This is a genomic window from Azotobacter salinestris (genome assembly GCF_009363155.1).
GTDB lineage: Bacteria > Pseudomonadota > Gammaproteobacteria > Pseudomonadales > Pseudomonadaceae > Azotobacter > Azotobacter salinestris.
Genome location: NZ_CP045302.1, coordinates 3,643,217 through 3,657,345 on the forward strand (window position 1 = coordinate 3,643,217; position 14,129 = coordinate 3,657,345).

Annotated in this window: 14 protein-coding genes; 10 read left to right on the forward strand and 4 right to left on the reverse strand. The window is 65.7% G+C overall.

Annotated features, from left to right (window positions below):
* Positions 1-3 precede the first annotated feature (3 nt).
* The 4 genes from GCU53_RS17040 to GCU53_RS17055 form a co-directional block, all read right to left on the reverse strand.
* The gene (locus GCU53_RS17040; RefSeq protein WP_152388646.1) at positions 4-1,236 is read right to left on the reverse strand and encodes an efflux RND transporter periplasmic adaptor subunit; all 1,233 of its coding nucleotides are present in this window, start codon (positions 1,234-1,236) and stop codon (positions 4-6) included.
* The gene (locus GCU53_RS17045) at positions 1,233-2,483 is read right to left on the reverse strand and encodes a TolC family protein (RefSeq protein WP_244306821.1); all 1,251 of its coding nucleotides are present in this window, start codon (positions 2,481-2,483) and stop codon (positions 1,233-1,235) included. The genes GCU53_RS17040 and GCU53_RS17045 overlap by 4 nt, the downstream gene beginning before the upstream one ends.
* Before the next feature lie 65 nt (positions 2,484-2,548).
* Positions 2,549-2,938: a hypothetical protein gene (locus GCU53_RS17050; RefSeq protein WP_152388647.1), complete on the reverse strand. Its 390-nt coding sequence runs from the start codon at positions 2,936-2,938 to the stop codon at positions 2,549-2,551.
* Between the two features lie 191 nt (positions 2,939-3,129).
* Positions 3,130-4,038 (reverse strand): LysR family transcriptional regulator, encoded by a 909-nt coding sequence (locus tag GCU53_RS17055; RefSeq protein WP_244306822.1) that lies wholly within the window; start codon positions 4,036-4,038, stop codon positions 3,130-3,132.
* A 262-nt stretch (positions 4,039-4,300) separates the two neighbouring features.
* Between GCU53_RS17055 and GCU53_RS17060 the strand changes: the two genes are divergently transcribed.
* The 10 genes from GCU53_RS17060 (at position 4,301) to dmpH (ending at position 14,129) form a co-directional block, all read left to right on the forward strand.
* The gene (locus GCU53_RS17060) at positions 4,301-5,260 is read left to right on the forward strand and encodes an AraC family transcriptional regulator (RefSeq protein ID WP_152388649.1); all 960 of its coding nucleotides are present in this window, start codon (positions 4,301-4,303) and stop codon (positions 5,258-5,260) included.
* 190 nt (positions 5,261-5,450) lie between these two features.
* On the forward strand, positions 5,451-6,812 hold the full coding sequence (gene benA / locus GCU53_RS17065; protein WP_152388650.1) for a benzoate 1,2-dioxygenase large subunit: 1,362 nt from the start codon (positions 5,451-5,453) through the stop codon (positions 6,810-6,812).
* A gap of 2 nt (positions 6,813-6,814) precedes the next feature.
* On the forward strand, positions 6,815-7,303 hold the full coding sequence (gene benB, locus GCU53_RS17070) for a benzoate 1,2-dioxygenase small subunit (RefSeq protein WP_152388651.1): 489 nt from the start codon (positions 6,815-6,817) through the stop codon (positions 7,301-7,303).
* Between the two features lie 103 nt (positions 7,304-7,406).
* Positions 7,407-8,417, forward strand: coding sequence for a benzoate 1,2-dioxygenase electron transfer component BenC (gene benC / locus GCU53_RS17075; RefSeq protein ID WP_152388652.1), 1,011 nt, complete (start codon positions 7,407-7,409; stop codon positions 8,415-8,417).
* Between the two features lie 48 nt (positions 8,418-8,465).
* Positions 8,466-9,239: a 1,6-dihydroxycyclohexa-2,4-diene-1-carboxylate dehydrogenase gene (locus GCU53_RS17080; RefSeq protein WP_152388653.1), complete on the forward strand. Its 774-nt coding sequence runs from the start codon at positions 8,466-8,468 to the stop codon at positions 9,237-9,239.
* An 86-nt stretch (positions 9,240-9,325) separates the two neighbouring features.
* Entirely contained in the window at positions 9,326-10,528 is a 1,203-nt protein-coding gene (locus GCU53_RS17085; protein WP_152388654.1) for an MFS transporter, read from the forward strand.
* Between the two features lie 235 nt (positions 10,529-10,763).
* Positions 10,764-12,035 (forward strand): OprD family porin, encoded by a 1,272-nt coding sequence (locus GCU53_RS17090; protein ID WP_152388655.1) that lies wholly within the window; start codon positions 10,764-10,766, stop codon positions 12,033-12,035.
* Between the two features lie 150 nt (positions 12,036-12,185).
* On the forward strand, positions 12,186-12,524 hold the full coding sequence (locus tag GCU53_RS17095) for a hypothetical protein (RefSeq protein ID WP_152388656.1): 339 nt from the start codon (positions 12,186-12,188) through the stop codon (positions 12,522-12,524).
* 17 nt (positions 12,525-12,541) lie between these two features.
* Positions 12,542-13,327 carry a 2-oxopent-4-enoate hydratase gene (gene dmpE / locus GCU53_RS17100; protein ID WP_152388657.1) on the forward strand — a complete coding sequence of 262 codons (786 nt, stop codon included), beginning with the start codon at positions 12,542-12,544 and terminating at the stop codon, positions 13,325-13,327.
* A gap of 13 nt (positions 13,328-13,340) precedes the next feature.
* Positions 13,341-14,129, forward strand: coding sequence for a 2-oxo-3-hexenedioate decarboxylase (dmpH, locus tag GCU53_RS17105; protein ID WP_152388658.1), 789 nt, complete (start codon positions 13,341-13,343; stop codon positions 14,127-14,129).

The window sequence follows — 14,129 nt, forward strand, 5'->3', positions numbered from 1 at the left end:
TCCTCAGTGATCGTGGCTGGCGCCGGATTTTTCGATGTCGGCCTTGATCAGGAAGCTCTGCTCGGCGACGTAGGGCGTGCCGGGCTTGAGCCCGCCCAGGACCTCGACGTATTCGCCATCGCGTGCGCCCAGCTCGAGCATCCGCACTTCGTAGGTTTCGCCGACCTGGGCGAAGACCACGGTGAAGTCGCGGAATCGCTGCAGGCCCGATTCCTTGACCGCCAGCGGCACCTGGTGCTTGGCGATGGTCACCTCGGCCGACACGCTCATGCCCGGACGCCAGCGCCCGTCGGGATTGGGAATGCTGGCGCGGGCGACGACGCTCTGGCTGCGGGTGGCCAGCGGCAGCAAGGTATCGATGACGGTCTCGACCGCCGCATCGCTGGTGGCCGCCTGGACGCGCACCGCTTGTCCGGCGGCCAGACGCGCGGCGTCCTCGCCGATTGCATGCAGTTCCACCCAGACCTCGGACAGATCGGCCAGCTCGATCAGCGCGTTGCCGTCGGCGACGTCGCCGATATTGGTGTGGCGCGCCAGTACCACGCCATCGAACGGCGCGGTGACCGGATAGCGGCGCATGCTCTCGTTGCCCTCGACCACTATGAGGGTCTGCCCACGGCGTACGCGCTGACCTTGCTGGACGAGAACTTCGCGGACCACGCCAGGGAAACGCGCCTTGATCCGGGCATGCCGGTTGGCGTCCAGCGCGACGTTGCCGACGAGGTGCAGGTTGTCGCGGATCACGGCGGATCCGGCCATTTCGACCTTCACGCCCGCATCGCTGGCGATGGCGCCGGGAATGGTGGTGCGGCCCTCGTAGGAAGCGAATTCCCACCGATGTGCCCTGCCGCCGTAGTGGGCGTCGACCTGGACATCGAACGAATGCGGTTCGACTACCGTGCCACTGCCGACCAGGTAGTCGTTCTCCGGCTTGAAGGTGAAGCGATTGACTTCGCCGTCCAGGCGACGAAGTTCGATCGTGGCCTCGATCTCCGCGGGCTTGAGCGGCTGGTCGCCTTGGTAGGCATACAGCCGGTAATGGGGCGGCACGTTGGTTTCGAAGATGGTCACTTCGAGGGCGAAGTCGCCGTCGCGCAGCAGGCGGCCGCGGTGCGGGCCGCGCTCGAAATCGGCAGCGGCGGCGTGGCTTTCGGTTGGCTTCTCGGTCGATCCGAATTGGTCACAGCCGGAAAGGGCGAGCGACAGGGCAAGGACAACAGCGAGGCGGGCAATCATGGCGTGGTTTCCGGGGAAACGGCGGTGAGGCGTTCGACCTCGACCAGTTGGGTGTGATAACGGGCGGCGGCATCGATGCTGCGTTCGCGCAGTTCGAACAGCGTGCGCTGGGCCTGGGTGAGAGCGGTAAAGGAAAAGCGTCCGCTTTCGAAGCCACGGCGGGCGAAGGAGAATGCCTGCTCGGCCTTGGGCACGAGGCGCGTGCGCAGGGCCTCGTATTCGGTGCGGGCGTGCATCAGTTCCTGGTACATCCCGAACAGGATCTGATGACTTTCGGTGCGCTGAGCCTCGCGGCGCGATTCCAGCGCCACCAGCTGTGCATCGGCTTCGGCGACCGCCAGCGCGGCACGCGGTTTGCTGCCGAGCGGCATCGAGGCCGACATGACCAGTCCCTGATCGTTGAGTCCTTCGAGCCGGCGCACGCCGAGGCTGAGGTCGATGTCCGGCTTGGCGCTGGCCTCGGCGACCCGGCGCCTAGCGGCGATGGTCTCGGCCTCGAAGGATGCGTTGCGCTGGGCCAGGGTCATTGGCAATCGCGCGGCAAGCGCCTCGAAGGGTTCGACCGCGGGCAGCGTGCGCAGATCGCCGTCAACCCTGCCGAAGTCGGGCTCGAACGAACCCCAGCTCGCCGCCAGCGATACCTTGGCGCTGGCCAGCTCATGCTCGGCATGCTCGCGTTTGAGTTCGGCTTCGGCCAGAGCGATCTCCGCCGCGTGCAGATCGGATTCGGGATTGCGCGCCGCCGCTACCCAGTTGGCGACCTCACGGCGGATGCGATCGGCCAAGCCGACCTGTTCGCGCGCGAATTCCAGCCGGTGCTGGTCGGCCACGACCTCGATGAAGCGCGCCGTGGTCCGACTGGCCACCTCCAGGCGCGCGCTGTCGGACAGGTGCTGCTGGCGCGCCACTTCCGCTGTACCGAGCGCCTGCCGGGCGGCACGCTTGCCGCCCAGCTCGATGACCCGCCCCAGTCGGATCGTGGTTTCAACCGATCTCAGGGCGCTCGCGCTGCCGGTGCCGCCGAAGTTTTCCACCTCGCTCCCCACGACATAGGGAGTGGGGAGCCCTGCACGCTCGGCGCGGGCTTGCGCAGCGCGCAGGTCGGCCGCTTCGGCCGCCAGGGATGGATTTGAGGCAAGGCTACGGTCTATCGCCTCTTCAAGACGCAAGGGTTCGGCAGCGCGCCCATACGGGATGCTGCCGCAGGCCCCGGCAAGCGCCAGGGCCATCAGCCAACGCAATTTCACGGAAAACCTCCGGATAATCGAAAAACAACGCAATACGGGCTGTCACAGGCAGCCTCGGGAGGTTGTCAGGCGATCGGAGGTCGATAGGGGGGGCGAGGTGCCGCGGAGAGTGGCGTAGACACCACCAGGCAGCCAGATGTGGCACAGACGGCATCGCTTGGCATCGTCATCGGCAGTGCGGGCAGTGCCGCCGATGTCTTGCCTGCGTCGTGCACATGCAGCGCCAGGTCGCCCGTCGATTTTGCCGGAGCTGGGTGATCGGCATGCTCGAACGACCAGTCCGTGGCCAGTTGCAACGCGTGGTCGTGGTCATGAGCCCCGCCTGCATGGGCATGAATCCTCCCGGACAACACCGTTGCAGAGAGCATGGCCAGCAGCAGCAACAGGCCGGCCAGCCGCCCCATGGGGCGCCGGATCCAGAGGTGCATGAGATGGCGGAAGGCTTGGACGGACATGATGCGGGGGATGATGCCCTATCCCCGCAGGGCTTTACAACTCCGCGAGGAGCAGGCGGTTCGTCGTGGCTGCAGCGGAATATTCGGCAAGCTCGCTGCAGGCCGCGGATCTGGACCGCGCTGGGGGCGACGCTGCTGGCCTGTCTCATCCTGCTCGGACTTGACCGGCTGTTCCGGGGGCTGAGCGGGGTTCAGGAGGCTCCCTGGCCGTTCGCCCCGGGCGCCGCTTCGGCACTGCCGAGCTGGCGGACGGTGTTCAGGAAGGCGCGCAGGATGGGCGAGCTGTCGCCCTTGCGGTGCAGGCAGGCCAGCTCGATCTCGGCCTTGCCGCGGCAGCGCAGGGTGCGGTACTCCACGCCCGGCAGGCGCAGGTTGACGGTGGCCTCGGGCACCACGCAGAGCCCCAGGCCGCCGGCCACCAGGGCGATGCTGGTGGTCACGTCGGTGACTTCCTGGATCACTTGGGGCACCGCGTCGTAGTCGGCGAACAGCCGTCGCACGTGGCTGGCCAGGCCGCGCCGCACGCCGCGCGGATAGAGGATGAAGGGCTCCTGCAGCACCTCGCCCAACTCGATGGCGTCCCGCGCCGCCAGGGGATGCGTCGCCGGCAGCGCCAGCATCAGCGCTTCCTTGCGCACCAGTTCCTGCTCGATGTCCGGCTCGTCCGGCACCAGGCGGTTGAAGCCGATGCTCAGGCGCCGCTCGCGCAGCGCCTGGATCTGCGCGTCCTTGTCCATGGGATGCAGGGAGATCTCCACGGCCGGATGGGTGCGGCCGAACTCCAGCAGCACCCGCGGGATGAAGTCGAGGATCGACGAGCCGAAGATACCGATCACCAGGCTGCCTTTCCTGCCCTCGGCCAACAGGCGCGACTCGTCGGCCGCGTGCTGCAGCTGGGCAAGGATGTTCAGCGCCTGCTGGTAGAAGGCCTGGCCGGCCTCGGTCAGCGCGACGCGCTTGGAGTTGCGCTCCAGCAGCACGGCGGGAATGGCTTCCTCCAGTTGCTGGATCTGGCGGCTCAGGGCGGGCTGGGTGATGTACAGCCGTTCGGCGGCGCGATTGAAGTTCAGCTCCTCGGCCACCGCCACGAAATACTTCAACTGCCTGATTTCCAATGGATCACCTACTGGTTGAAAACGAGGGGGGGGCACCGATGCCTCCCGGGTATCGTTCGGTGATTGTATTCGATTGGACGGCATTGCTGCGGCTGTTTATCTTTACGCCACGACTTTGCCGGCATTCGGGAAACGGACAGGAGGAGTCTCGCCAGGTAGGGGCGGTGCGCAGTGCGAAGTGCGGGTCCGAGGCGGCAAAGCACCGCTTGGGTTTTATAAGAAAAACAATACCGAGAGGCCTTGAGTGATGGAGTTTTCCTTACTGAGAGAAAAGAGCGTGGTCTTCAAGGGTGCCGACCCCTACGACGTTTCCGGCTACGTGAACCAGCATGTCGGCGCCCATTCCATCCGCCTGTCGCAGTCCAGCCATCCCACTGCCGACCTGAGTCATCGCAAGTTCGGCGATCTCGACCTCTGCCGGATCAGCTACGGCGGCACCGTGCGCGTCACCTCCGAGGCGCTGGAAACCATCTACCACCTGCAGATCCTGCTCAAGGGCCACTGCCTGTGGCGCGGCGCGCGCGGCCAGGAGCACCATTTCGTGCCGGGCGAGCTGCTCTTGATAAATCCGGACGATCCGGTGGATCTGACCTACTCGCAGGACTGCGAGAAGTTCATCGTCAAGATGCCCGGCTCCCTGCTCGAGGCGGCCTGCGCCGAGAACCACTGGCACTGGCCCGGCGAGGGCATCCGCTTCACCGCCAGCCGCCACGGCCTCCAGGAGATCGGCGGCCTGCTCAACCTGCTCGGCCTGGTCTGCGAGGAGGCCGAAGCCGGTAGCGCAGTGCCCCGCCTGCAGGAGCACTACGGGCGGATCATCGCCAACAAGCTGCTCTGCCTGCAGAGCAACGTCCGCCGCGAGCAGCCGGGCAGCGCCTCGGCGATCTTCGAGCGGATCGCGCACTTCATCGAGGAAAACCTCAAGCAGGACATCACCCTCGAGCAACTGGCCGGGCTGGCGAACGTCAGTCCGCGCTCGCTCTATGCGCTGTTCGAGAAGCACGCCAGGACCACGCCCAGGCATTACGTTCGGCAGAAGAAGCTCGAGCGGATCAACGCCAGCCTGCGCGATCCCTCGGTGCCGGTGCGCAACATCACCGAGGTGGCGCTCGACTACGGCTTCCTGCACCTCGGGCGCTTTTCCGAATCCTACCGCAACGCCTTCGGCGAGCTGCCTTCGGACACCCTGAAGCGCCGCGCCTGCTGACCCTTCCACCTCGCCGCGCCGTTATCCGCGCCGCCCCGGTCTTGCGCCGGGGCGGCGCGTTCGTTTTTGTCCGGAACCTGCGTACCGCGTTTGCAGAGAGTGGATAAAGGTCGTGCAGGAAACGGATATTGCCGGACCTTGCCGGTTCTTAGCATGGGGCTCTGACACAAAAACAACGGAGCCGACGGCAATGACTCTTGGAATCGACGAGATCAACGGCTTGCTGGAAGAGGACCGCGAAAAGGGCCTCTACCGCTGCAAGCGGGACATGTTCATCGACCCGGAACTCTTCGAGCTGGAGATGAAGCACATCTTCGAAGGGAACTGGATCTACCTGGCCCACGACAGCCAGATCCCCGAAAAGAACGACTACTACACCACCTACATCGGCCGCCAGCCGATCATCATCGCCCGCACCAAGGACGGCGAGCTGAACGCCTTCATCAACGCCTGCAGCCACCGCGGCGCGGCGCTGTGCCGCTTCAAGAGCGGCAACAAGGCCACCTACACCTGTCCGTTCCACGGCTGGACCTTCAGCAACTCCGGCAAGCTGTTGAAAGTGAAGGACCCGGCCGATGCGGGCTACCCGGACAGCTTCAACTGCAACGGCTCGCACGACCTGCAGAAGATCGCCCGCTTCGAGTCCTACCGCGGCTTCCTGTTCGGCAGCCTGAGCGCTGACGTCCAGCCGCTGGGCGAGTTCCTCGGCGAGTCGGCGAAGATCATCGACATGGTGGTCGACCAGTCGGCGGAAGGCCTGGAAGTATTGCGCGGCGCCTCCACCTACGTGTTCGAGGGCAACTGGAAGCTGCAGGCCGAGAACGGCGCCGACGGCTACCACGTGACCGCCACCCACTGGAACTACGCCGCGACCCAGAACCAGCGCAAGCTCAAGGACGCCGGCGACGACATCCGCGCCATGAGCGCCGGTGGCTGGGGCAAGAAGGGCGGCGGCTTCTACGCCTTCGAGAACGGCCACATCCTGCTCTGGACCCGCTGGGACAACCCGGAAGACCGTCCGCTGTACCAGCGCCGCGACGAACTGGCCCAGGCGTTCGGCCAGGCCCGCGCCGACTGGATGATCGGCCATTCGCGCAACCTCTGCCTGTACCCCAACCTCTACCTGATGGACCAGTTCGGCTCGCAGCTGCGCATCGCCCGGCCGATCTCGGTCGACAAGACCGAAGTGACCATCTACTGCATCGCGCCCAAGGGCGAGAACGCCGAGGCGCGCGCCCACCGCATCCGCCAGTACGAAGACTTCTTCAACGTGACCGGCATGGCCACCCCGGACGACCTCGAGGAGTTCCGCGCCTGCCAGCAGGGCTTCCAGGGCCGCGCGGCGGTCTGGAACGACATGTCCCGCGGTGCCACCCACTGGATCGACGGAGCTGACGAGGCCGCCCGGGAAATCGGCCTGGCGCCGAAGATGAGCGGCGTGCGCACCGAGGACGAAGGGCTTTACATCATGCAGCACCGCTACTGGCAGGAGCGCATGACCGCGGCATTGAAGCAAGAGCAGGACAGGCTGATTCACGTGGAGGGCAACTGATCATGAACGCATCCTACGAAGCCGTACGTGACTTCCTCTACCGTGAAGCCCGCTACCTGGACGAGAAGGACTGGGACAGCTGGCTGGAGCAGTACGCACCCGAGTGCACCTTCTGGATGCCGGCCTGGGACGACCGCGACCAGCTCACCGAAGATCCGCGGAGCCAGATCTCGCTGATCTGGTACGGCAACCGCCGCGGCCTGGAGGACCGGGTGTTCCGCATCCGTACCGAGCGCTCCAGCGCGACCATTCCGGATACCCGCACCTCGCACAACATCGCCAACCTGGAAATCCTCGAGCAGACCGGCGAGCTGTGCCGCCTGCGCTTCAACTGGCACACCCTGAGCTTCCGCTACAAGACCGTCGACCAGTTCTACGGCACCAGCTTCTACACCCTCGACATCCGCGGCGAGAACCCGCTGATCAAGGAGAAGAAGGTCGTGCTGAAGAACGACTACGTGCGTCACGTCCTCGACATCTACCACATCTGAACACAGCTCGAAGACCGCGCTCCGCCGGCGCCGTGCGGGACCCCCTGCGTTCCGCCCGCCGTCCGGCGGCTGCTCCAACCCAAAAATTAGAGCGGGGTGCCATATGTCATACAAGGTTGCGCTGAATTTCGAAGACGGGGTCACCCGTTTCATCGAGGTGGACAGTGGTGAAACCGTCGCCGACGCCGCCTACCGTCAGGGCATCAATATTCCGCTGGACTGCCGCGACGGAGCCTGTGGCGCCTGCAAGTGCCTTGCCGAAGCCGGTCGTTACGACCTGGGCGACAACTATATCGAGGACGCACTGAGCGAGGCGGAGAAGGCCGAAGGCCTGGTGCTGACCTGCCAGATGCGTCCGGAAAGCGACTGCGTGCTGCGCATTCCGGCCTCCTCCGAAGTCTGCAAGACCCAGCAGGCCAGCTACGAGGCGGTCATCAGCGACGTGCGCGCGCTGTCTCCCAGCGTGATTTCCCTGTCGATCAAGGGTGCGTCCCTGGCCAGGCTGTCCTTCCTGCCGGGCCAGTACGTCAATCTCGGGGTGCCGGGCAGCGACCAGACCCGCGCCTATTCCTTCAGCTCGCTGCCGCAGGACGGCGAGGTCAGCTTCCTGATCCGCAACGTGCCGGGCGGCCTGATGAGCGGCTATCTCAGCCAGCAGGCCAGAGCCGGCGACGCCATGACCCTGACCGGGCCCTTGGGCAGCTTCTACCTGCGCGAGATCCGCCGCCCGCTGCTGATGCTGGCCGGCGGCACCGGCCTCGCGCCCTTCACCGCCATGCTGGAGAAGATCGCCGAGAGCGGCAGCGCGCATCCGGTCCACCTGATCTACGGCGTCACCCACGACGCCGATCTGGTGGAAATGGACCGGCTGCAGGAGTTCGCCGTGCGCATGCCGAATTTCACCTTCACGGCCTGCGTGGCCAGCCCGGAGAGCGACTATCCGCAGAAGGGCTACGTCACCCAGCACATCGCGCCCAGGCACCTGAACGACGGCGAGGTGGACATCTACCTGTGCGGCCCGCCGCCGATGGTCGAGGCGGTCAACGGGTTCCTCCGCGAGCAGGGCATCCAGCCGGCCAATTTCCACTACGAGAAGTTCGCCGCCAGCCTCTGAGCCGCTGCTGCCCGTGTCCGCACGGGCGGCCCCAAGGATAGAAACGCCATGCATGAAAAACGCTTTCAAGACAGGGTCGCGGTGGTCACCGGCGCGGCCCAGGGCATCGGCCGGCGCGTTGCCGAAAGGCTGTTCGCCGAGGGCGTCCGGCTGGTCGCGGTGGATCGCTCCGAGCTGGTCCACGAGCTCGAGGCGCTGGGCGCCGGCCGGGTGCTGACGCTGACCGCCGACCTGGAGCGCTTCGCCGACTGCCAGGGGGTGATGACGGCGGCGGTCGAGCGCTTCGGCCGTCTCGACATCCTGATCAACAACGTCGGCGGCACCATCTGGGCCAAGCCCTTCGAGCACTACGCCGAAGAACAGATCGAGGCCGAGGTGCGCCGCTCGCTGTTCCCCACCCTGTGGTGCTGCCGTGCCGCCCTGCCGCCGATGCTCGAACAGGGCAGGGGAGCCATCGTCAACGTCTCCTCGATCGCCACCCGCGGCGTCAACCGCGCCCCCTACGGCGCGGCCAAGGGCGGCGTCAACGCGCTCACCGCCTGCCTGGCCTTCGAGACCGCCGGGCGCGGCATCCGCGTCAACGCCACCGCCCCCGGCGGCACCGAGGCGCCGCCGCGGCGCATCCCGCGCAACGCCGCCGAGCCGAGCGAGCAGGAGAAGGCCTGGTACCAGCAGATCGTCGAGCAGACCGTCGACAGCTCGCTGATGAAGCGCTACGGGACCATCGACGAGCAGGTCGGGGCGATCCTCTTCCTGGCTTCCGACGAAGCCTCCTACATCACCGGCACGACCCTGCCGGTGGGAGGCGGCGACCTGGGTTGAGGCCGGCGCTCCGCCGCGGGGCGGCCTCCCGCCGGGCGGAGCGCGCACGTGGTTTTGCGATTACAACAACAACAGAGATCCACGCCATGCAAACAATCGACGTCAATCGCCTCATCGACGAGGCGCGCTTCAACCGCTTCCACTGGAGGGTGCTGTGCTGGTGCGCACTGCTGCTGATCTTCGACGGCTATGACCTGTTCATCTACGGGGTGGTCCTGCCGGTATTGATGAAGACCTGGAGCCTGACGCCGCTGGAGGCCGGCGCGCTGGGCAGCTATGCGCTGTTCGGCATGATGTTCGGCGCGCTGTTCTTCGGCCCGCTGGCCGACCGGATCGGCCGCAAGAAGGGCATCGCCATCTGCTTTCTGCTGTTCAGCGGCTTCACCGTGCTCAACGGCTTCACCCGCAACCCCCTGGAATTCGGCATCTGCCGCTTCATGGCCGGCCTCGGCATCTACATGCTGCCGCGCTTCGGCTGGGAGGCGATGTTCCAGGCCGCCGCCGTGCCGCTGCTGCTGTTGCCGCTGATCCTCTGGTTCCTGCCCGAATCGGTCGGCTACCTGCTGCGCCAGGGACGCACCGAGCAGGCACGCGCCATCCTCAGGCGCATCGATCCGGACCGGGTGCTGCAGGACGACGATTTGCTGGAGATGGCCGAGGCCAAAAGCGAGGGTGCGCCGGTGCTGCAGCTGTTCCGCGAGGGCCGTGCGCTGAGCACCCTATCGATCTGGGTGGCGTTCTTCTGCTGCCTGCTGATGGTCTATGCGCTCAGCTCCTGGCTGCCGAAGATGATGGCCAGCGCCGGCTACAGCCTGGGCTCCAGCCTGTCGTTCCTGCTGGCGCTCAACTTCGGCGCGGTGTTCGGCGCCATCGGCGGCGGCTGGCTGGGCGACCGGCTGAACCTGCCCAAGGTGCTGGTGGCGTTCTTCGCCGTCGCCGCCCTGTCGATCGGCCTGCTCGGCTTCAAGAGCCCGACCCCGGTGCTCTACACCCTGATCGCGCTGGCCGGGGCGACCACCATCGGTTCGCAGATCCTGCTCTACGCCTGTGCCGCGCAGTTCTACGCCATGGCCATCCGCTCCACCGGCCTGGGCTGGGCCTCGGGGATCGGCCGCAATGGCGCCATCGTCGGCCCGCTGCTCGGCGGGGCGCTGGTCGGCATGAGCCTGCCGCTGCAGGTGAACTTCATCGCCTTCGCCATTCCGGGCCTGATCGCGGCCATTGCCATGACCCTGTTCTGCGTGCACCGGCAGGCGACGGGCGCTGCGGCCGGCGAGGCCCTGGCGTAACGGGCGGAAGAGGTGGCGGAGGGGAAGCGAAGGGCTGCCGGGTCTGTTTTCGCGCGCTCTTTCGCCGTCTCACGAAAGTTGTCCCGGAAACGGGAAATAAACACAGCACCTTGAATCAAGGCGGCCGAACCGAGGCCGGCCTTACTGCACTCGAGAACTCTATTGCCAATATCTGCCTGCAAGTGCGCCTGATAACTTTCCAGGCACTTCTCACAATAACAACAAGAGACACATCATGAAGCGAAAACTGCAATTCGCTATAACGCTTGCGACGGCCAGCGGTATTCCTGCAGCCATGGCCGAGAGTGGATTCATCGAAGAATCCACCGCTACCCTGCAACTTCGCAATTATTATTTCATGCGCGACTTCTCCGATATCCAGGGACGCAACCGGCAGTCCAAGGCGGAGGAGTGGGCGCAGGGCTTCATGCTCAACTTCAAGTCCGGTTATACCCAGGGACCGGTCGGCTTCGGCCTCGACGCGCTCGCCCTGGTGGGCGTCAAGCTCGACAGCAGCCGCGACCGCACCAACACCGCACTGCTGCCGGTGCACGACGACGGCGAGGCGGCCGACGAGTACGCCCGCCTGGGGCTGACGCTGAAGACCCGCTTCTCCAACACCGAGCTGCGCTTCGGCGAGCAGACGCCGAACCTGCCGATCCTGGCGCACACCGACAACCGCCTGCTGCCGCAGACCTACCAGGGCACGACCCTGATTTCCCGGGAAATCCCCGGGCTGACCCTGCAGGCCGGCCGGCTGAACTCCGCCAGCATGCGCAACTCGACCGACGACGGCGAGATGACCGCACTGATCATCAACGACCCGATCAACCCCAGGCGCCTGGCCCACGTCAGTGGCGATCACTACAACTACCTCGGCGGCGACTACAGCTTCAACGCCAACCGCACCACTCTGAGCTTCTGGCAGGGCCAGCTGGAGGACATCTACCAGCAGCGCTTCTACGGCATCAGGCATGCCCTGCCGCTGGGCGCCTGGACCCTGGCCGCCGACATCGGCTACTACACCGCCCAGGACGACGGCAACACCGATGCCGGCAGCCTCGACAACCAGCTGCTCTACGGGCTGTTCTCGGCCAAATACCAGGGCCACACCTTCTTCGTCGGCTACCAGGGCGTCTACGGCGACGACGGCTTCCTGCGCATCGGCGACACCCTCTCGCCGCTCGGCAACGAGCTGCCGACCTACCAGTTCTCCGCGCCGGACGAGCGCTCCTGGCAGATCCGCCACGACTTCGATTTCGCCACCCTCGGCCTGCCCGGCCTGACCAGCACCCTGCGCTACGTCAAGGGCGACAACGTCGACACCGGGCCGCGCGGCTTCGAGGGCGAGGAGTGGGAGCGCGACCTCGACCTGGCCTACACCATCCAGAGCGGTCCGTTGAAGAACGTCAGCATCCGCTGGCGCAACGCGATCGCCCGCTCCAACTATGCCAGCGACATCGACGAGAACCGCATCATCATCAACTATGCGATCAAATTGTTTTAGTCGACTTTATCCGTAACTCCCTATGGGGGTGCAATTAACGCCAGACCGTATGGGCATATCGGAAGAAGGTTGAAAGAAACAGGCTGCCGAACTGTTCCGCACAACGTTTTCAGAGTTTCAGGGTTATCTGCTCGGGAGGGCAAGGCATAAATGCGCAACAGACTATTGTCATTTTGGTTGATGATCGGAAAAGAGCGTTTTTTCGTATTCGGCCAATTGCGGAAAAACCAAAAGCGGATATTCGGCAAGAGCATTTTCTCGAACTCGGGCCGGCAACTTCCGGCTGCAGGAAAAGGCAATTGCCTGATTTTCCGGAAGTTCTTCGGAAATCGCGAAGAGCGAAAGACAGCGATGCTTTTTGCGCATCGTTTAGTGCCTGTATTCGATTGGACGGCATTGCTGGCCCTGTTTACCTTCCAGCCACTCCCGAAGCATTCCGCCTCCGGCAGGGGCTTCGATACCGACAACTCTTTCGCCACCCACGCCTAGCCCGCAGGAAAACAACCATGCGCCAAGCCCTGCTCAACCAGTACGCCGACGAGCTCTACCGCTCGCTCAAGGATTGCCGTCCCATCGCCCCGCTGACCGAGCGCGATCCGCAGCTCACCCTGGAGGAGGCCTACCAGATCCAGCTGCGCCTGATCGCCCGGCGCCTGGACGCCGATGGCGAGACCGTGATCGGCAAGAAGATCGGCGTCACCAGCCGCGTGGTCATGGACCTGCTCAAGGTCGACCAGCCCGATTTCGGCCACCTGACCTCCGGCATGCTGCGCGAGGACGGCGCGGCCATCGAGGCCGCCGGGCTGATCGCGCCGAAGGCCGAGGGCGAGATCGCCTTCGTGCTCAAGCACGAGCTGGCCGGTCCGGGGGTGACCGTCGCCGACGTGCTGCGCGCCACCGAATACGTGGTGCCCTGTTTCGAGATCGTCGATTCGCGCATCGCCGACTGGAAGATCCGGATCCAGGACACCGTGGCCGACAACGCCTCCTCGGCGCTGTTCGTGCTCGGCGATGCCGCCGTCGATCCGCGCCGGCTGGATCTGGGCGTGGTCGGCATGACCCTCGAACTCAACGGCGAGATCGCCGCCACCGGCGCCGGCGCCGCCGCGCTGGGCCATCCGGCCAAGGCCGTGGCCTGGCTGGCCAATACCCTCGGCCGCTTGGAAATGCCGCTCAAGGCCGGCGAGGTGATCCTCTCCGGCTCCCTCTCCACCATGTTGCCGGTCAAGGCCGGCGACAACCTGCGCATCAGCATCGGCGGCATCGGCTCGGCCGGCGTGCGTTTCGTCTGACAGGAGAATTTCGATGAATCTCGACCCGCAAACCATCGAGCGCCTCGCCGCCCACCTCGACGCCGCCGAAACCGAGCGCCGCGAGGTCCACAAGATCACCGACGACTACCCGGACATGGACTGGGAGGACGCCTACGCCATCCAGGACGCCCTGCGCGCGCTCAAGGAAGCCCGCGGCGTGCGCGTCGCCGGCCTGAAAATGGGCCTGACCTCCCACGCCAAGATGCGCCAGATGGGCGTCGTCGATCCGGTCTACGGCTTCATCACCGACTACGGCGCGGTGGCCGACGGCGGCGAGATCGACACCAAACGCCTGATCCATCCCAAGGTCGAGGCGGAGATCGCCTTCGTCACCAAGCGTCCGCTGAGCGGTCCGGGCTGCCACATCGGCAGCGTGCTGGCGGCCACCGACTTCATCCTGCCGGCGGTGGAGATCATCGACTCGCGCTACGAGAACTTCCGCTTCGACCTCAAGAGCGTGATCGCCGACAACACCTCGTCCGCACGCTACGTCCTCGGCGGCACCCACCGCAACGTCGAGGGCATCGATCTGAAGAACCTCGGCGTGGTGATGGAGAGGAACGGCGAGGTGGTGGCCATGGCCTCCGGCGCGGCGGTGCTCGGCCATCCGGCGCAGAGCGTGGCCATGCTCGCCAACATGCTGGGGGCCCGCGGCCGGGAGATTCCCGCCGGCACCCTGATTCTCACCGGCGGGGTCACCGAGGCGGTGGCGGTGGCCGCCGGCGACAACGTCACCGTGCGCTTCCAGCACCTGGGCAGCGTATCGATGCGCTTCATATGA